This is a genomic window from Geodermatophilus sp. SYSU D01045 (genome assembly GCF_054050295.1).
Genome location: NZ_JBJGZB010000006.1, coordinates 96,886 through 115,333, shown reverse-complemented (window position 1 = coordinate 115,333; position 18,448 = coordinate 96,886). Strand labels below are relative to the sequence as shown.

General features: G+C 75.5%; 14 protein-coding genes. All 14 read left to right on the top strand.

Features of this window, described 5'->3' with window-relative positions; translation table 11 throughout:
* Positions 1 to 71 precede the first annotated feature (71 nt).
* The 14 genes from ACI798_RS07090 (at position 72) to ACI798_RS07025 (ending at position 18,292) form a co-directional block, all read left to right on the top strand.
* Entirely contained in the window at positions 72 to 1,883 is a 1,812-nt protein-coding gene (locus ACI798_RS07090; RefSeq protein WP_456940568.1) for an ABC transporter ATP-binding protein, read from the top strand.
* Positions 1,884 to 1,910: 27 nt separating this feature from the next.
* Positions 1,911 to 2,324 carry a hypothetical protein gene (locus ACI798_RS07085; protein ID WP_457047562.1) on the top strand — a complete coding sequence of 138 codons (414 nt, stop codon included), beginning with the start codon at positions 1,911 to 1,913 and terminating at the stop codon, positions 2,322 to 2,324.
* A 37-nt stretch (positions 2,325 to 2,361) separates the two neighbouring features.
* On the top strand, positions 2,362 to 2,892 hold the full coding sequence (locus ACI798_RS07080) for a hypothetical protein (protein ID WP_457047561.1): 531 nt from the start codon (positions 2,362 to 2,364) through the stop codon (positions 2,890 to 2,892).
* 10 nt (positions 2,893 to 2,902) lie between these two features.
* A complete protein-coding gene (locus ACI798_RS07075; protein WP_456940571.1) occupies positions 2,903 to 4,555 on the top strand; it encodes an FAD-binding dehydrogenase in 1,653 nt (550 codons plus the stop codon).
* A complete protein-coding gene (locus tag ACI798_RS07070; RefSeq protein ID WP_456940572.1) occupies positions 4,552 to 5,217 on the top strand; it encodes a hypothetical protein in 666 nt (221 codons plus the stop codon). The genes ACI798_RS07075 and ACI798_RS07070 overlap by 4 nt, the downstream gene beginning before the upstream one ends.
* A gap of 53 nt (positions 5,218 to 5,270) precedes the next feature.
* Complete coding sequence (gene hisI, locus ACI798_RS07065; protein ID WP_456940573.1) at positions 5,271 to 5,645, top strand: phosphoribosyl-AMP cyclohydrolase; 375 nt, start codon at positions 5,271 to 5,273, stop codon at positions 5,643 to 5,645.
* On the top strand, positions 5,632 to 7,140 hold the full coding sequence (locus ACI798_RS07060; protein ID WP_457047560.1) for an anthranilate synthase component I: 1,509 nt from the start codon (positions 5,632 to 5,634) through the stop codon (positions 7,138 to 7,140). Before hisI ends, ACI798_RS07060 begins: the two co-directional genes overlap by 14 nt.
* Positions 7,137 to 7,769 carry a Trp biosynthesis-associated membrane protein gene (locus ACI798_RS07055; protein WP_457047559.1) on the top strand — a complete coding sequence of 211 codons (633 nt, stop codon included), beginning with the start codon at positions 7,137 to 7,139 and terminating at the stop codon, positions 7,767 to 7,769. The genes ACI798_RS07060 and ACI798_RS07055 overlap by 4 nt, the downstream gene beginning before the upstream one ends.
* A 56-nt stretch (positions 7,770 to 7,825) precedes the next feature.
* Positions 7,826 to 8,635: an indole-3-glycerol phosphate synthase TrpC gene (trpC, locus tag ACI798_RS07050; protein ID WP_456940576.1), complete on the top strand. Its 810-nt coding sequence runs from the start codon at positions 7,826 to 7,828 to the stop codon at positions 8,633 to 8,635.
* Positions 8,636 to 8,739: 104 nt separating this feature from the next.
* On the top strand, positions 8,740 to 10,089 hold the full coding sequence (gene trpB / locus ACI798_RS07045) for a tryptophan synthase subunit beta (protein WP_457047558.1): 1,350 nt from the start codon (positions 8,740 to 8,742) through the stop codon (positions 10,087 to 10,089).
* Entirely contained in the window at positions 10,086 to 10,883 is a 798-nt protein-coding gene (gene trpA, locus ACI798_RS07040) for a tryptophan synthase subunit alpha (protein WP_457047557.1), read from the top strand. Before trpB ends, trpA begins: the two co-directional genes overlap by 4 nt.
* Positions 10,880 to 11,830 (top strand): prolipoprotein diacylglyceryl transferase, encoded by a 951-nt coding sequence (gene lgt, locus ACI798_RS07035; protein WP_457047556.1) that lies wholly within the window; start codon positions 10,880 to 10,882, stop codon positions 11,828 to 11,830. Before trpA ends, lgt begins: the two co-directional genes overlap by 4 nt.
* 317 nt (positions 11,831 to 12,147) lie before the next feature.
* Positions 12,148 to 16,812: a glutamate synthase large subunit gene (gene gltB, locus ACI798_RS07030; protein ID WP_457047555.1), complete on the top strand. Its 4,665-nt coding sequence runs from the start codon at positions 12,148 to 12,150 to the stop codon at positions 16,810 to 16,812.
* The gene (locus tag ACI798_RS07025) at positions 16,805 to 18,292 is read left to right on the top strand and encodes a glutamate synthase subunit beta (protein WP_457047554.1); all 1,488 of its coding nucleotides are present in this window, start codon (positions 16,805 to 16,807) and stop codon (positions 18,290 to 18,292) included. Before gltB ends, ACI798_RS07025 begins: the two co-directional genes overlap by 8 nt.
* Positions 18,293 to 18,448: the final 156 nt, after the last annotated feature.

Genomic DNA, 18,448 nt, shown 5'->3' with positions numbered 1-18,448 from the left:
AGGGGCGTGAGCACCGCAGCGAGGAACGAGCGAGGAGCGGAGCGCCCCGCAGGAGCGAACCGACGAGCGCCGTGACTGCCGGGCGGCGCGAGGGCGCGTTCGCCACGCTGCGCCGCGGGCTGCGGATGATGCCGGAGTTCCGCCGCGGGCTGCCGGCCACGTTCGCGCTCGCGCTGGTCGCCACCGCCGGGCGGGTGGTCGTGCCGATCGCCGTCCAGCAGGTCATCGACCGTGGCCTGCTCGCCCCCGGCGGCCCCGACCTCGGCCTGGTCCGCACGCTGGTGCTGGTCTGCGCGGTCGTCGTCCTGGTCACCGGGGTGGCGGTCTACCGGATGAACGTCCGGCTGTTCCGCACCACCGAGACCGCGCTGGCGGGGCTGCGCGCCCGGGCGTTCCGGCACGTGCACGACCTGTCGGTGCTGCACCAGCAGGGCGAGCGCCGCGGCTCCCTGGTCTCCCGCGTCACCAGCGACGTCGACCAGCTGTCCACGTTCATGCAGTGGGGCGGCGTCCTCGGCGTGGTCAGCCTCGGCCAGCTGGTCGTGGCCACCGTCGTCATGACCGTCTACTCCTGGCAGCTGACCCTGCTGGTGCTGGTCTGCTTCCTGCCGCTGGCCTTCGCCGTCCGCTGGTTCGCCCGCCGGCTGCAGGTCGCCTACGGCGTGGTCCGCGAGCGGGTCGGCGACGTCCTCGCCGCCGTGTCCGAGTCCGTCGTCGGCGCGCCGACGGTGCGCGCCTACGGCATCCGCGAGCGGACGGCGGCCCGCCTCGACCGGGCCATCGGCCGGCACTACCGCGCCCAGGTCGACGCGCAGAAGGTCACCGCGGCCGTCTTCGTCACCGGCGAGTTCGCGGCCGCGGTCGCCAACGCCGCCGTCGTCGTGGTCGGCGTGCTGCTCGGCCTGGCCGGGCAGGTCAGCGCCGGCACGCTCGTCGCGTTCCTGTTCCTCGTCACGCTGTTCGTCGCGCCGGTGCAGACCGCCAGCGAGGTGCTCAACGAGGGGCAGAACGCGATCGCGGGGTTCCGCCGGGTGCTCGACGTCCTCGACACCGAGCCCGATGTCCGCGACCCCGCCGCCACCGGCACCGCGCGCGAGCTGCCGGCCGGGCCGCTCGGCGTCCGGCTCGAGCACGTCACCTTCCGCTACGCCCCGGGCGCGCGGGCGGCCCTCGACGACGTCGACCTCGCGCTGGCGCCGCGCCGCCGCTACGCCGTCGTCGGGGAGACCGGATCGGGGAAGACGACGTTCGCCAAGCTGGTCACCCGGCTCATGGACCCCACCGAGGGGCGGGTGCTGCTCGGCTCCGACGCCTCCGGCTGGGTGCCGCTGCCCGACGTGGCGTTCTCCTCGCTGCGCCGGCGGGTCGGCATGGTGCCGCAGGACGGGTTCCTGTTCGACGCGACGGTCGCCGACAACGTCCGCTACGGCCGCCCCGACCTCACCGACGAGCAGGTCACCGCGGCCTTCGCCGAGCTCGGCCTCGGCGACTGGCTGGCCGGCCTGGCCGACGGCGTCGCCACCGCGGTGGGTCAGCGCGGGGAGTCGCTGTCGGCGGGGGAGCGGCAGCTGGTCGCCATCGCCCGCGCGCACGTGGCCGCCCCCGACCTGCTGGTGCTCGACGAGGCCACCAGCGCCGTCGACCCGGCCACCGAGCGGCGGCTGACCCTGGCGCTGGACCGCCTCACCGAGGGCCGCACCACGCTCACCATCGCGCACCGGCTGTCCACCGCCGAGCGGGCCGACGAGGTGCTCGTCGTCGACGCCGGGCGGGTCGTGCAGCGCGGCACGCACGCCGACCTGGTCGACGCCGTCGGCCCCTACGCCCGGCTGCACGCGTCGTGGCGCCGGTCGTCGGCGGGGGAGCCCGAGCGCGTCGCCTGAGCGGGCGCCGGTCCTAGGCTCCGCGGCGTGACCACGTCCTCCACGAGCCCCTCCCGCATGCCCGGCACGGCGATCGCCGCCGCGGCGGTCGGCGCCCTCGGCGTGCTGCCGCTGGCCCTGGTCACCGTCCTGCCCTTCGTCCTCGGCGGGGTGCAGTCCGACGACGTCCGCGACTGGTGGGTCTACGCGCTGCTCCTGCTGCCCGTGATCCAGCTCTTCGGCGTCGTCTGGCTGGTCTCCCGCCGGGGCCGGTGGCCGCTGCTCCTGGGCGCCGTGGCCTCGCTGGGGTTCGCCCTCCTCGTCGTCGCGACGGCGGTCGCGGTCGGCGAGGACGTGGGCGCCGCGCCCTTCGTCGTGGCCGTCTGCCCGCTGGTCGCGGCCGGCCTGGCGCTCAGCCCCCGGGTGTCGGCCTGGCTGGCCGGGCGGCGCCGGGCGGGCTGACGGGGTCCGGCCAGGCAACGGACCTACGCTGCGCGGCATGCCGTCGTCCCCACCCCGCCGGACGACGACCCGCCGCTCGCCGCGGGCGGCGCCCGCGAGGTCGTCGGCCGTCCGGCGGACCGCCCCGCCGCCCGCGGCCGGCCGCCCGCTCACCGCGCCGTTCGCCGCCGTGTTCGGCCTGCTCGTCGCCGCCGAGGACCTCTACCTCGGCCGGCTGCTCTGGGACGGCCTGCCCCCGGGCTGGGGCTGGTACCTGGCCGCCTCCGCCGTTCCGGCGCTCCTGGCCGTCGCCGGGGCGGCGCTGGTGTGGCTGGGCCGGGGCCGCGGGTGGCTGGTGCTCACGGTCGCCGCGGTGCTGCCGCTGCTCCTGCTGCTCGGCGTGGCCCTGCTCTTCGGCGCCCTCGGCGACGGCTCGTCGGTCGGCTGGGCGCTGGCGCTGCTCGTCGGCCCGGTCGGCTGCCTGGCGCTGACGGTGCGCCGCCCGATCCGGGAGTGGACCCGTCCCGCCTGGGCGACACCGGCCCCGGTGCAGCCGGCGCGGACCCCCCGCGGCGGCCGCGCCCGCTAGCGTGCCCGCCGTGATCGACACAGACGTCGTCGTGGTGGGGTCCGGCCTGGCCGGCCTGGTGGCCACCGCCGAGCTGGCCGACGCCGGCCGGCGGGTGGTGCTGGTCGAGCAGGAGCCGGAGGCGTCCTTCGGCGGGCAGGCGTGGTGGTCCTTCGGCGGGCTGTTCCTCGTCGACTCGCCCGAGCAGCGCCGCCTCCGGGTCCACGACTCGCTGGAGCTGGCCCGCCAGGACTGGTTCGGCACCGCCGCCTTCGACCGCGCCGAGGACCACTGGCCCCGGCAGTGGGCCGAGGCGTACCTGGAGTTCGCGGCGGGGGAGAAGCGGGCCTGGCTGCGCGAGCAGGGCGTCGGCTTCTTCCCCGTCGTCGGGTGGGCCGAGCGCGGCGGCTACACCGCCAACGGCCACGGCAACTCCGTGCCCCGGTTCCACATCGTCTGGGGCACCGGCCCCGGCATCGTCGAGCCGTTCGCCCGCCGGGTGCGCGCCGCCGTCGAGCGCGGGCTGGTCGAGCTGCGCTTCCGGCACCGGGTGACCTCGCTGGTCGTCACCGACGGCGCGGTCACCGGCGTCCGCGGCGAGGTGCTCGAGCCCAGCGGCGTCGCCCGCGGCGAGGCCAGCTCGCGCACCGCCGTCGGGGACTTCGAGGTCGCCGCGCAGGCCGTCGTCGTCACCTCCGGCGGCATCGGGGGCAACCACGACCTGGTGCGGCAGAACTGGCCGGCCCGGCTGGGCCCCGCGCCGCAGCGGCTGCTGTCCGGCGTGCCCGCGCACGTGGACGGGCTCATGCTCCAGGCCACCGAGGCCGCCGGCGCCAACCTCATCAACCGTGACCGCATGTGGCACTACACCGAGGGGATCGCCAACCACTCCCCGGTGTGGGCGCGGCACGGCATCCGGATCCTGCCCGGGCCCTCCTCGCTGTGGCTGGACGCGACCGGGCAGCGGCTGCCGGTCCCGCTGTTCCCCGGCTTCGACACCCTGGGCACCCTCGCCCACATCGGGCAGACCGGGTACGAGCACACCTGGTTCGTGACGACGAAGAAGATCGTCGAGAAGGAGTTCGCGCTGTCGGGCTCCGAGCAGAACCCCGACCTCACCGGGAAGGACGTCCGGCTGCTGCTGGGCCGCGTCCGGGCCGGCGTCTCGGCCCCCGTCCAGGCCTTCCTCGACCGCGGCGAGGACTTCGTGACGGCGACGTCGCTGCCCGAGCTGGTCACCGGGATGAACCGCATCACCGGCGGCGCGCCCGAGGTGTCGCTGGAGACCGTGGAGCGCGAGGTCACCGCCCGCGACCGTGAGGTCGCCCACCCGTTCACCAAGGACCTGCAGCTCACCGCGGTCCGCGGCGCCCGCAGCTACCTCGGCGACAAGCTCATCCGGGTCGCCCCGCCGCACCGGCTGCTCGACCCCGCGGCCGGCCCGCTGATCGCCGTCCGGCTCAACCTGCTCACCCGCAAGACCCTCGGCGGGCTGGAGACCGACCTGTCCGGCCGGGTGCTGCGGGCCAGCGGCGAGCCGTTCCCCGGCCTGTACGCCGCCGGCGAGGCGTCCGGCTTCGGCGGCGGCGGCATGCACGGCTACCGGTCGCTGGAGGGCACCTTCCTCGGCGGCTGCCTCTTCTCCGGCCGGGTCGCCGGCCGGGCCCTGGCGGCGGCCCTGTGAGCTCGCCCGGCAGCCCCTGGGCCGACCCGGCCGCCGGGACCGAGCCGGTGGCCTACGCGGGCCCGCCGGCCACCGCCCCGTACGTCACGCCGCCCCCGGTGTACGGGGGGTACGCGCCGGGCTGGCCGGCCGCGCCGTACTGGCCGGCCTACGGCCCGCCGGTGCCGCAGCGGCCGCGCCGGCCGGGGCAGGTGGTCGCCGCGGCGGTCCTCGCCTTCGTCCAGGCCGCCGTCGTCGCGCTGTCCTCGGCCTACGTGCTGCTGCTGGCCAGCACGTTCGGCGTCTTCGCGGCGATCCCCGACGCCGGCACCGGGGCCGACGACGACCTGTACGGCCTGGTCACCGAGGTCACGGCGCTCTCGGCGGTCCAGCTGCTCTCGGCGGTCCTGCTGGTCGTCGCGGGGGTGCTGGTGCTCAACCGGCGCAGCCGGGCGGTGTGGACGACGCTGCTCGCCGGCTTCGGCGTGCAGCTCGCCCTCGCCGTCTACTGGCTGGTCCGGCTGACCTCGCTCGCCGACCTCGCCGGCTTCGAGCCGACCGGCGTGCTCGTCGTCGGCGTGCTGTTCTACGCCGCCGCCCCGGCCGTGGGCCTGGGCCTGCTGCTGGCCGGCGCCGTCCGCCGGTGGGCCGCCGGCGGGGACGCGGCACCGTCCGCGGGGTGACCGCGCGGGGCCGCTGACCCGGCCGGTCCCGGCGGCGGGGGAGAATCGCCGGCATGCCCGCCGTGCCCGCCGTCGACTCCGCCCTCGACCCCGCCGTCGCCGCGCTGCTGCGCCGCGACCCGGCCGGCCTGGTCGCCGCCGTCGTGCAGCAGCACGACACCGGCGAGGTCCTCATGGTCGCCTGGATGGACGACGAGGCGCTGCACCGCACCCTCACCACCGGCCGGGCCACCTACTGGTCGCGCAGCCGCGAGGAGTACTGGGTGAAGGGCGAGACCTCCGGCCACCGGCAGTGGGTCCGCGACGTGCGGCTCGACTGCGACGGCGACGCGCTGCTGCTGCTCGTCGACCAGGAGGGCCCGGCCTGCCACACCGGCGAGCGCAGCTGCTTCCACCGCGACCTGGAGGTCACCCGTGCGGCTCGGTGAGACCAGCCCCTCGCGCGAGGCGTTCGCCGCGCTCGACCAGCCGGTCGTGCCGGTCACCCGGCGGCTGCTGGCCGACGGCGAGACCGCCGTCGGCATCTACCGCAAGCTGGCCGGCAACCGGCCCGGCACCGTGCTGCTCGAGTCGGCCGAGCAGGGCAAGCGCTGGTCGCGCTACAGCTTCGTCGGCGTGCGCAGCGCCGGGGTCCTCACCGAGCGCGACGGCCGGACGCTGTGGCTCGGCGACCCGCTGCCCGGGCTCACCGACGACCTGCCCGGGGACCCGCTGGCCGCGGTCCGCACGCTGGCCCGCCGGCTGCGCTCGCCGCGCCGGGAGGACCTGCCGCGGCTGACCGGCGGGCTGGTCGGCTACCTCGGGTACGACGTCGTCCGGCGGCTGGAGCGGCTGCCGGTCACCGCCACCGACGACCTCGGCATGCCCGAGCTGTCGCTGGCGCTGGTCACCGACCTCGCCGTCCTCGACCACACCGACGGCACCGTGCTGCTCATCGCCAACGCCCTGACCGGGTCCGGTGACGCCGACACGGCCTGGGACGACGCCGTCGCCCGCCTGGACGCCATGGCCGCCGACCTCACCAAGGCCGTGCCGCCCGGCGTGGCCACGTTCACCCCCGCCGAGCCGCCGCCGGTGCGCAGCACGATGGCGCCGGGGGAGTACGAGGCCGGGGTCGAGACGGTGCGCGAGCACATCCGCGCCGGCGACGCGTTCCAGGTCGTGCTGGCCCAGCGGTTCGAGACCGACACCGACGTCGACGCGCTCGACCTCTACCGGGTGCTGCGGGCCACCAACCCCTCGCCGTACATGTACCTGCTGCGCTTCGCCGGCCGGGAGACGCCCTTCGACGTCGTCGGCTCCTCGCCGGAGGCGCTGGTGACCGTGACCGGCAGCTCGGCCGTCGTCCACCCGCCGGCCGGCACCCGCCCGCGCGGCGCCACCGAGGAGGAGGACCTGCGGCTGGCCGAGGGGCTGCTCGCCGACCCCAAGGAGCGCGCCGAGCACGTCATGCTCGTCGACCTCGCGCGCAACGACCTGGGCCGGGTGTGCGTGCCCGGCACCGTCGAGGTGCCCGACTTCATGCGGATCGAGTACTACAGCCACGTCATGCACCTGGTGTCCACCGTCGGCGGGGAGGTGGCGCCCGGCCGCGACGCGCTCGACGTCTTCGACGCCACCTTCCCGGCCGGCACGGTCTCCGGCGCCCCCAAGCCGCGGGCGATGGAGATCATCGAGTCGCTGGAGCCCACCCGGCGGGCGCTGTACGCGGGCACGGTCGGCTACGTCGACGCCGGCGGGGACCTGGACATGGCGATCGCCATCCGCACCGCGGTGCTCCACCAGGGCCGGGCGTACGTCCAGGCCGGTGCCGGGATCGTCGCCGACAGCGACCCCGCCACCGAGGAGGCCGAGACCCGGCACAAGGCGCGCGCGGTGCTCTCGGCGATCGCGACCGCGGAGGGCATGCGGGAGGTGCGGTGAACGCCCGGCGGGAGCTGGGGACGGCGCTCGCCGGCTGCGCGGTCGCCGGCGGCCTGGCGCTGTCGGCGGGCGGGCAGACCTGGGCCACGGTCACGGTCACCCGGCGGCCGCCGCTGCCGCCGGTCACCGAGGCGCTGACCGGGTCGTCGCTGGCGCCGCTGGTGCCCGCCGCGGGGCTGCTGCTGCTCGCCGCGGCGGTCGCCGTCCTCGCCGTGCGCGGCGCCGGGCGGGTGGCGGTCGGGGTGCTGGTGGCGCTGGCGGGGGCGGCGCTGGCCTGGTCGGCCGTGCGCGTGCTGGCCGGCGGGGTGGACACGACCGCGGCGCCGGGGGAGCGGCGCACCGCCGACCTCGCGGCCGCCTGGCCGGTGCTGTGCCTGGTCGCCGCCGTCGTCGCGCTGGCCGCCGGGGTGCTGGTCGCGGTGCGCGGCCACCGCTGGCCGGCCATGGGCCGCCGCTACGAGCGGGCGCCCGGTGTGGCCGCCGCGCCGGCCCCGGCGCGCGCCCGCACCGACGAGGACCGGGCGCTGGACGCCTGGCGCGCCCTCGACCGCGGCGACGACCCGACGGCCGACCCTGCCGACGACCCGGCCGGCGACCCGGCGACCGGGCCCCCGGGCCGCCGTCGCTAGGGTGGGTCCACCGTCCGACCGGCACCGGACCGGCCGACCAGCAGCGAGGAGGCGGAGTGACCGTCCTCGACGACATCGTCGCCGGCGTCCGTGAGGACGTCGCGGCGCGCGAGGCGGCCACCCCGCTGGCCGAGGTGCGGGCCGCCGCCCGCGACGCCCGCCCCGCCCGCGACGCCCTGGCCGCGCTGCGCGCGCCCGGCGTCGGCGTGATCGCGGAGGTCAAGCGGCGCAGTCCGAGCAAGGGCGCGCTGGCCGACATCCCCGACCCCGCCGTCCTCGCCGCCCAGTACGCCGCCGGCGGTGCGCGGGTGATCAGCGTCCTCACCGAGCGGCGCCGCTTCGGCGGCTCGCACGCCGACCTGGCCGCCGTCCGCGCCGCCGTCGACGTGCCGGTGCTGTGCAAGGACTTCGTGGTCAGCAGCTACCAGGTGCACGAGGCCCGCGCCCACGGCGCCGACGTCGTCCTGCTGATCGTCGCGGCGCTCGAGCAGAACGCGCTGCTGGGCCTGCTCGAGCGGGTCGAGTCGCTCGGCATGACCGCGCTGGTGGAGGTGCACACCGAGGCCGAGGCCGACCGCGCGCTGGCCGCCGGCGCCTCGGTGATCGGCGTGAACGCCCGCGACCTCACCACCCTCGACGTCGACCTCGGCACCTTCGAGCGGATCGCGCCCGGTCTGCCGTCGGGCGTGGTCAAGGTCGCCGAGTCCGGCGTCCGCGGCCCGCGCGAGCTCATCGCCTACGCGGCCGCCGGCGCCGACGCCGTCCTGGTCGGCGAGGGCCTGGTCACCGCCGGCGACCCGCGGCAGGCGGTCGCCGACCTGGTCACCGCCGGTTCCCACCCGGCCGTGCCCCGCACGACCCGCTGAAGAAGGACCCTCCTGCCCCCCACCGCTCGCTCGCTCGCGACGGGCCCCTGCAGGAGGGCCACCCCCTGCACCACCTCGGCGTCGCAGCGCGGGACACTGGGGGCATGACCACCAGTGCCGTCCACCCTCCCGAGCAGCGCAGCGACCCGGCGCGCCCGGCGTGGCCCGACGCCACCGGTCACTTCGGCGTCTTCGGCGGCCGGTTCGTCCCCGAGGCGCTGATCGCGGCCCTCGACGAGCTGACCGAGGCCTACGAGGCCATGCGGGTCGACCCCGCCTTCGTCGCCGAGTTCGCCGCCCTCCAGCGCGACTACACCGGCCGCCCGAGCCCGGTCACCGAGGTGCCGCGCTTCGCCGAGCACTGCGGCGGCGCCCGCGTGCTGCTCAAGCGCGAGGACCTCAACCACACCGGCTCGCACAAGATCAACAACGTGCTGGGCCAGGCGCTGCTCACCAGGCGCATCGGCAAGCAGCGGGTCATCGCCGAGACCGGCGCCGGCCAGCACGGCGTCGCCACCGCGACCGCCGCGGCGCTCATGGGCCTGTCCTGCACGATCTACATGGGCGAGGAGGACACCCGCCGGCAGGCGCTCAACGTCGCCCGCATGCGGCTGCTCGGCGCCGAGGTGGTCCCGGTGAGCACCGGCTCGCGCACCCTCAAGGACGCCATCAACGAGGCCTTCCGCGACTGGGTGACCAACGTCGAGACCACCAACTACGTCTTCGGCACCGTCGCCGGCCCGCACCCGTTCCCGGCGATGGTCCGCGACTTCCAGCGGGTGATCGGCGACGAGGCCCGCGCCCAGGTGCTCGAGCGCGAGGGCCGGCTGCCCGACGCCGTGCTCGCCTGCGTCGGCGGCGGCTCCAACGCCATCGGGATCTTCACCGCGTTCGTGCCCGACGAGGGCGTCCGCCTGGTCGGCCTGGAGGCCGGCGGCGACGGCGTCGAGACCGGCCGGCACGCCGCGACGATCACCGGGGGAGCCCCGGGCGTGCTGCACGGCGCCCGCTCCTACCTGCTGCAGGACGACAACGGCCAGACGATCGAGTCGCACTCGATCAGCGCCGGGCTGGACTACCCGGGCGTCGGGCCGGAGCACAGCTTCCTGCACGACGTCGGCCGCGCCGAGTACCGCCCGGTCACCGACGCCGAGGCCATGGAGGCCTTCGCGCTGCTGTGCCGCACCGAGGGCATCATCCCGGCGATCGAGTCCGCGCACGCCCTGGCCGGGGCGATGCGGTTGGGGAGCGAACTGGGTCCGGACGCCCTCCTGCTGGTCAACCTCTCCGGCCGCGGCGACAAGGACGTCGAGACCGCCTCGCGCTGGTTCGGCCTCGGCGACCGCGACGAGGTCGACCCCGGCCCCGGCATGGACACCGACCAGCAGCCCACCGAGGGCGCCGTCGCCTCCGGCGACGCGGTGCCCGGCCGGGCCGCGGGGAGCCCGGCGTGAGCCGGCTCGCCGACCGCATCGGCGCCGCCCGCGCCGAGGGCCGCGCGGCGCTGGTCGCCTACCTGCCGGTGGGCTACCCGAGCGTGGACGACTCGATCGCGGCCATGGTCGCGGCGGTCGAGGGCGGGGCCGACGTCGTGGAGATCGGCGTCCCGTACTCCGACCCCGGAATGGACGGCCCGGTCATCCAGCAGGCGGTCGACCCCGCGGTGCGCGCCGGCGTCGGCATGCGCGACGTGCTGCGCGCCGTCGAGGCGGTCGACGCCGCGGGCGCGGTGCCGGTGGTGATGAGCTACTGGAACCCGGTCGAGCGCTACGGCGTCGAGCGGTTCGCCGCCGACCTGGCGGCCGCCGGGGGAGCGGGCGCGATCACGCCCGACCTCATCCCCGACGAGGCGGGGGCCTGGCTGGCGGCGTCGGAGGAGCACGACCTGGACCGGGTGTTCCTCGTCGCGCCGTCGTCCACCGACGCGCGGCTGGCGTCGACCACCGCGGCCTGCCGCGGGTTCGTCTACGCCGCGTCCACGATGGGCGTCACCGGCACCCGCGCCACCGTCGGCGACGCCGCCGAGCGCCTGGTCGCCCGCACCCGCGCGGTCACCGACGTCCCGGTGTGCGTCGGCCTGGGCGTCTCGAACGGCGACCAGGCCGCCGAGGTGGCGGGCTTCGCCGACGGCGTCATCGTCGGGTCGGCCTACGTGCGGGAGCTGCTCGAGGGCCGGGGCGCCGACGGCGTGCGCCGGCTGTCGGAGGAGCTCGCCGCGGGCGTGCGCCGCCGGGTGGCCGTGCCGTGACGGTCCTCGCGAGCATCCCGAGCCCGGCCCAGGGGGTGTGGCACCTCGGGCTGTTCCCGCTGCGCGCCTACGCGCTGTGCATCGTCGCCGGCATCGTCGCGGCCTGCTGGATCGCCGAGAAGCGCTGGGTGGCCCGCGGCGGCCGGCCCGGCGAGGTGCTCGACATCGCGATGTGGGCGGTGCCCTTCGGCATCCTCGGCGGCCGGCTCTACCACGTGGTCACCACGCCGCAGCCGTACTTCGGGGAGGGCGGCGACCCGCTGCGGGCGTTCGCCATCTGGGAGGGCGGCCTCGGCATCTGGGGCGCCATCGCCCTCGGCGGCGTCGGCGCCTGGATCGCCTGCCGCCGCCGCGGCATCCCGCTGCCGGCCTTCGGCGACGCCATCGCCCCCGGCCTGCTGGTGGCCCAGGCGGTCGGCCGGCTGGGCAACTGGTTCAACCAGGAGCTGTTCGGCCGGCCCACCACGCTGCCCTGGGCCCTGGAGATCGACGCGGCGCACCGGCCCGACGGCTACGAGGCGTTCGCCACCTTCCACCCGGCGTTCCTCTACGAGCTGCTGTGGAACCTCGCCGCGGCCGCCGTCGTCGTGTGGGCCGACCGCCGGTTCCGGCTGTCCCACGGCCGCGCGTTCGCGCTCTACGTCGCGCTGTACTGCGCCGGCCGGCTGTGGATCGAGCTGCTGCGCATCGACGACGCCAACCGCTTCCTCAGCGTCCGGATCAACGTGTTCACGAGCATCGTGGTGGGCCTGCTCGCCGTGGCCTACATGGTCTGGCAGCGCGGCCGCCCCCGGGAGGTCCTCGACCGGGCCACCGCCGGCGGACGTGACGACGACGACACCCCCGCCGCCGACGCCGGCACCGCCGGCGAGGCCCCGACCAGCACCGACGTGCCCGCCGAGGAACGGCGGGGTGACCGGTCTCACGACGCGCCGGGCACGACCTGAGAGGACGCGCCGACGGATCGGTTTGCGCCGATGAGCCCGGTGTTACGGCTGTGTACCCTCCTGTCCAGACCAGCCGGTGATCCCGGGGGGTCACTCGCGTCGTAACCGGGCCAGCGCTGCCCCGCGGGACGACGACCCCGCGCAACCACCCGCGGGGCCGCCGGTCCTCAGCCTGTCCGGGCCACCGTGTCCCGGCCGGTCGCCGGCTCCGCTGTCCTCCACTGCTTCCGTGCACCGCACCCTCTGACCACCGGCCGGGCCCCATGCCCCGCGACGTCCTCCCGGGGACCGCGCGCAGGCCGACGACGGGAGTGATCATGTCCGGGTCCCGCACCCCCGCCCCCCGCACCACCGCCGGCTCGGCCGTGCCGTTCTCGGCCACCCCGCCGGCCTCCGGTCTCTACGACCCGGCGAACGACTCGGACGCCTGCGGCGTCGCCTTCGTGGCCGACGCCCGGGGCCGCCGCTCGCGCGCGATCGTGGCCGCGGGCCTGACCGCGCTGCACAACCTCGACCACCGGGGTGCCGCCGGCTCCGAGCCCAACTCCGGTGACGGCGCCGGCATCCTGACCCAGGTGCCCGACGCGCTGCTGCGGGCCAGCGTCGACTTCGACCTGCCCCCGCTGGGCGAGTACTCCGTCGGCGTCGCCTTCCTCCCGGTCGACGAGCAGGAGCGGGCCGCCCGCTACGCCGACGTCGAGCGGATCGCCGCCGAGGAGGGGCTGACCGTCCTCGGCTGGCGCGACGTGCCGGTCGACCCCGACGGCGCCGACCTCGGCCCCACCGCCCGCGCGGTCATGCCGCACTTCGGGCAGCTGTTCGTCGCCGAGACGATGGGCGCCCGCGCCGACGCCGCGGCCTTCGGCGGCCCGCGCGAGGTCAACGGCGTCACCCGGCTGGAGCGGCGCTCGTTCGTGCTGCGCAAGCGCGCCGAGCGGGAGGCCCGCGAGACCGGCAGCTCCCTGTACGTCGTCTCGCTGTCCAGCCGCACCATCACCTACAAGGGGATGCTGACCACCGACCAGCTGCCCGCGTTCTTCCCCGACCTGCGCGACGAGCGCTACGAGTCGGCGATCGCGCTGGTGCACAGCCGGTTCTCCACCAACACCTTCCCGAGCTGGCCGCTGGCGCACCCGTTCCGGTTCATCGCCCACAACGGCGAGATCAACACCATCAAGGGCAACCGCAACCGGATGCGCGCCCGCGAGGCCAAGCTCGAGACCGAGCTGTTCGACGGCCCCGCCGGCCCGGCCGCCGAGCTCGGCCTGGACCGGGTCTTCCCGGTCACCGCGAGCGACTTCAGCGACTCGGCCACCTTCGACGAGGTGCTCGAGCTGCTCCACCTGTCGGGCCGCTCGCTGCCGCACGCGGTGCTGATGATGATCCCGGAGGCGTGGGAGAACCACGACGAGATGGACCCGGCCCGCCGGGCCTTCTACCGGTTCCACTCCTCGATCATGGAGCCCTGGGACGGGCCGGCCTGCGTCGCGTTCACCGACGGCACGCTCATCGGCGCCGTCCTCGACCGCAACGGCCTGCGCCCGGGCCGCTGGTGGCACACCAGGGACGACCTCGTCGTCCTGGCCAGCGAGGCCGGCGTCCTCGACATCCCGGCCGGTGACGTCGTCGCCAAGGGCCGGCTGCAGCCGGGCCGGATGTTCCTCGTCGACACCGCCTCCGGGCGGATCGTCTCCGACGAGGACGTCAAGGGCGCCCTGGCCGCCGAGCACCCCTACGAGGACTGGCTGCACGCCGGCCTGGTGCACCTGCCCTCGCTGCCCGAGCGGCGGCGCGCGCGGCCCAGCCACGAGTCGGTGGTGCGCCGCCAGCAGCTGTTCGGCTACACCGAGGAGGAGCTGCGCGTCCTGCTCACGCCGATGGCCGCCACCGGCGCCGAGCCGATCGGCTCCATGGGCACCGACACCCCGATCGCGGCGCTGTCGGACCGCTCGCGGCAGCTCTACGACTACTTCGGGCAGCTGTTCGCCCAGGTGACCAACCCGCCGCTGGACGCCATCCGTGAGGAGCTGGTGACCAGCCTCGGGCGGACCTTCGGCCCCGAGCAGAACCTGCTCACGGCCACCCCGGCCTCCTGCCGGCAGGTGTACCTGCCCTACCCGGTCATCGACAACGACGAGCTGGCCAAGATCCTGCACATCGACGACGACGGCGACCTGCCCGGCTTCGCCGCCGTCCGGATCACCGGCCACTTCGACGTCACCGGCGGCGGCCCCGCGCTGGTGCAGGCGGTCGAGGAGCTGCGGAACAAGGTCAGCAAGGCGATCGCGGCCGGCGCGCGGGTCATCGTGCTGTCCGACCGCGACTGCGACGAGAAGCGCGCGCCGATCCCGTCGCTGCTCATGACCGCCGCCGTCCACCACCACCTGGTGCGCGAGCGCACCCGCATGGAGGTCGGCCTGGTCGTCGAGTCCGGCGACTGCCGCGAGGTGCACCACGTCGCGCTGCTGCTCGGCTACGGCGCGGCCGCGGTCAACCCCTACCTGGCGTTCGAGTCCATCGAGGACCTCATCCGCGACGGCGTCCTCACCGGCGTGCAGCCCGCCCAGGCGGTGCGCAACGTCGTCAAGGCGCTCGGCAAGGGCGTCCTCAAGGTCATGAGCAAGATGGGCATCAGCACCGTCGGCTCGTACACGATGGCGCAGATCTTCGAGGCCGTCGGCCTGTCCCAGGACGTCGTCGACGAGTACTTCACCGGCACCTCCTGTCCCCTCGGCGGCGTCGGCATGGACGTCCTCGCCGAGGAGGTCGCCATGCGGCACCGGCGCGCCTACCCGGAGAACCCCACCGAGCGCGCGCACCGGCGGCTGGAGACCGGCGGCGAGTACCAGTGGCGCCGCGAGGGCGAGGTGCACCTGTTCAACCCCGAGACGGTGTTCCTGCTCCAGCACGCCACCCGCTCGCGGCAGTTCGAGGTGTTCCAGCGCTACACCGACACCGTCGACGCGCTGTCGGAGGAGGCCGCGACGCTGCGCGGCCTGTTCGAGATCAAGAAGGGCGTGCGCCCGCCCGTGCCGCTCGAGGAGGTCGAGCCGGCCGGCGAGATCGTCAAGCGCTTCCAGACCGGCGCGATGAGCTACGGCTCCATCTCGCAGGAGGCGCACGAGACCCTCGCCATCGCCATGAACCGGCTCGGCGGCAAGTCGAACACCGGTGAGGGCGGCGAGGACCCCGACCGCTACGTGCCCGACCCGAACGGCGACCTGCGCCGCTCGGCGATCAAGCAGGTGGCCAGCGGCCGCTTCGGCGTGACCAGCGAGTACCTGGTCAACTCCGACGACATCCAGATCAAGATGGCGCAGGGCGCCAAGCCCGGCGAGGGCGGTCAGCTGCCCGGCGGCAAGGTCTACCCGTGGGTGGCCCGCACCCGGCACTCGACGCCGGGCGTCGGCCTGATCAGCCCGCCGCCGCACCACGACATCTACTCGATCGAGGACCTCAAGCAGCTCATCCACGACCTCAAGAACGCGAACACCGAGGCGCGGGTCAACGTCAAGCTGGTCGCCGAGGTCGGGGTCGGGACGGTCGCGGCCGGCGTCAGCAAGGCACACGCCGACGTCGTCCTGATCTCCGGGCACGACGGCGGCACCGGCGCCGCCCCGCTGACCTCGCTCAAGCACGCCGGCTCGCCGTGGGAGCTGGGCCTGGCCGAGACCCAGCAGACGCTGCTGGCCAACGGCCTGCGCGACCGGATCGTGGTGCAGGCCGACGGCCAGATGAAGACCGGCCGCGACGTGCTCGTCGCGATGCTGCTGGGCGCCGAGGAGTACGGCTTCGCCACCGCTCCGCTCGTGGTCTCCGGCTGCATCATGATGCGGGTCTGCCACCTGGACACCTGCCCGGTCGGCGTCGCCACCCAGAACCCGGAGCTGCGCAAGCGGTTCACCGGCCGGCCGGAGTTCGTCGTCACCTTCTTCGAGTTCCTCGCCGAGCAGGTCCGGCAGTACCTCGCCGAGCTGGGCTTCCGCTCGGTCGACGAGGCCGTCGGCCACACCGAGCTGCTCGACACCCGGCGCGCGGTGGACCACTGGAAGGCCAGCGGCCTGGACCTCTCGCCGATGCTCGCCCAGCCCGAGCTGCCCGAGGGCGCGTCCCGCCGGGCGGTCCGCACCCAGGACCACGGCCTCGACGTCGCCCTGGACCAGACGCTGATCCAGCTGTGCGAGGGGGCGCTGCTCGACGCGCGGCCGGTGCGCCTGGAGCTGCCGGTGCGCAACGTCAACCGCACCGTCGGCACGATGCTCGGCTCGATGGTCACCCGCCGCTTCGGCGGCGAGGGCCTGCCCGACGGCACGATCGACCTGACCTTCACCGGGTCGGCCGGCCAGTCCTTCGGTGCCTTCGTGCCGCGCGGCATCACCATGCGGCTGCTCGGCGACGCCAACGACTACGTCGGCAAGGGCCTGTCCGGCGGGCGGATCGTGGTCCGCCCGGCGCCCGAGGCGACCTTCGCCGCCGAGGACAACGTCATCGCCGGCAACGTCATCGGTTACGGCGCCACCAGCGGGGAGATCTTCCTCCGCGGGCGGGTCGGCGAGCGGTTCTGCGTCCGCAACTCCGGCGCGCTGGCCGTCGTCGAGGGCGCCGGCGACCACGCACTGGAGTACATGACCGGCGGCCGCGCGGTGGTCCTCGGGCCCACCGGCCGCAACGTCGCGGCCGGCATGTCCGGCGGCGTCGGGTACGTCCTGGACCTCGCCCGGCACCGGGTGAACACCGAGATGGTCGACGTCGAGGCGCTGGACGGCGAGTCCGCGCAGTGGCTGCGCGACGTGCTGGTCCGGTACCACACCGGGACCGAGTCGCCGGTCGCGGCGGCCCTGCTGGCCGACTGGGGCCGCTGGTCCGAGCAGTTCAGCGTGATCATGCCGCGCGACTACCGTCGCGCCCTCGAGGCCCGGCGCGCCGCCGAGGCCGCCGGCACGGATGTGGATCGAGCAGTGATGGAGGCCGCACGTGGCTGACTCCACGGGGTTCCTGAAGTACGAGCGGGCGCTGCCGCCCCGGCGGCCGGTCGACGTCCGCATCCTCGACTGGAAGGACGTCTACCTCTCCCGGCAGAACGGGGAGGACGGCGTCTACCCGGTCGCCGCGCTGCGCCAGCAGGCCGCGCGGTGCATGGACTGCGGCATCCCGTTCTGCCACCACGGCTGCCCGCTGGGCAACCTGATCCCGGAGTGGAACGACCTCGCCCGCCGGGACGACTGGCGCGACGCGATCGAGCGGCTGCACGCGACCAACAACTTCCCGGAGTTCACCGGGAAGCTGTGCCCGGCCCCCTGCGAGGGCGCCTGCGTGCTGAACCTGCAGGACTCGCCGGTCACGATCAAGCAGATCGAGTGGGAGATCATCGACCAGGCCTTCGAGCGGGGCCACGTCGAGCCGCAGGCCCCGGCCGAGCGCACCGGCAAGAAGGTCGCCGTCGTCGGGTCCGGGCCGGCGGGCCTGGCCGCCGCCCAGCAGCTCACCCGCGCCGGGCACGACGTCACCGTCTACGAGCGGTCCGACCGCGTCGGCGGCCTGCTCCGGTACGGCATCCCCGAGTTCAAGATGGAGAAGGCCGTCCTGGACCGGCGGCTGGACCAGATGCGCGCCGAGGGCACCCGTTTCGTCACGGGCGTCGAGGTCGGCGGCCCGGGGGAGGACGACCTGTCGGCCGAGCGGCTGCGCGGGGAGTACGACGCCGTCGTGGTCGCCGCGGGCGCCACCGTCGGCCGCGACCTGCTCGCCCCCGGGCGTGAGCTGGACGGCATCCACCTCGCGATGGAGTTCCTGCCCTTCGGCAACCGGCAGGCGCTCGGCGAGCTGGACGACCCGCCGATCACGGCGAAGGGCAAGGACGTCGTCATCATCGGCGGCGGTGACACCGGCGCGGACTGCCTGGGCACCTCGCACCGGCAGGGCGCCCGCTCGGTCACCCAGCTGGAGATCATGCCCGCGCCGCCGGACAAGCGGGCCGAGGGCAACCCCTGGCCGACCTACCCGATGATCATGCGGGTCTCCTCGGCGCACGAGGAGGGCGGCGAGCGGCTGTACTCGGTCAACACCGAGCGCTTCCTCGGCGACGACGAGGGCCGCGTGCGCGCCCTGGTCATCCACGAGGTGGAGCAGGTCGACGGCCGGTTCCAGAAGGTCGAGGGCACCGAGCGCGAGCTGCCCGCCCAGCTGGTCCTGCTGGCCATGGGCTTCACCGGCGTGCAGCGCGAGGGCCTGGTCGAGGCGCTGGGCCTCGACGTCGACGGGCGCGGGAACGTCGTCCGTGACGGCGAGTTCATGTCCACCGTGCCCGGCGTGTTCGTGGCCGGCGACGCCGGCCGCGGCCAGTCGCTGATCGTGTGGGCCATCGCCGAGGGCCGCGCCGCCGCCGGTGCGGTCGACTCCTGGCTGACCGGCAGCTCCATGCTGCCCCGCCCGGTCACGCCTACCGCCGTGGCGCTGCGGTAACCGTGGCGCTGCGGTAACACTGTCGTCCTCCGGACGACACCGCCACCAGGTGCCGTCCCGACCGGGCGGAGCCCTGCACGAGAGTCCTCCTCGGGGGACCCTCCGGGCCCCCGCTCGTCGGACCGACCAGGGGCCGGGTCCTCGCGACACCCCGAG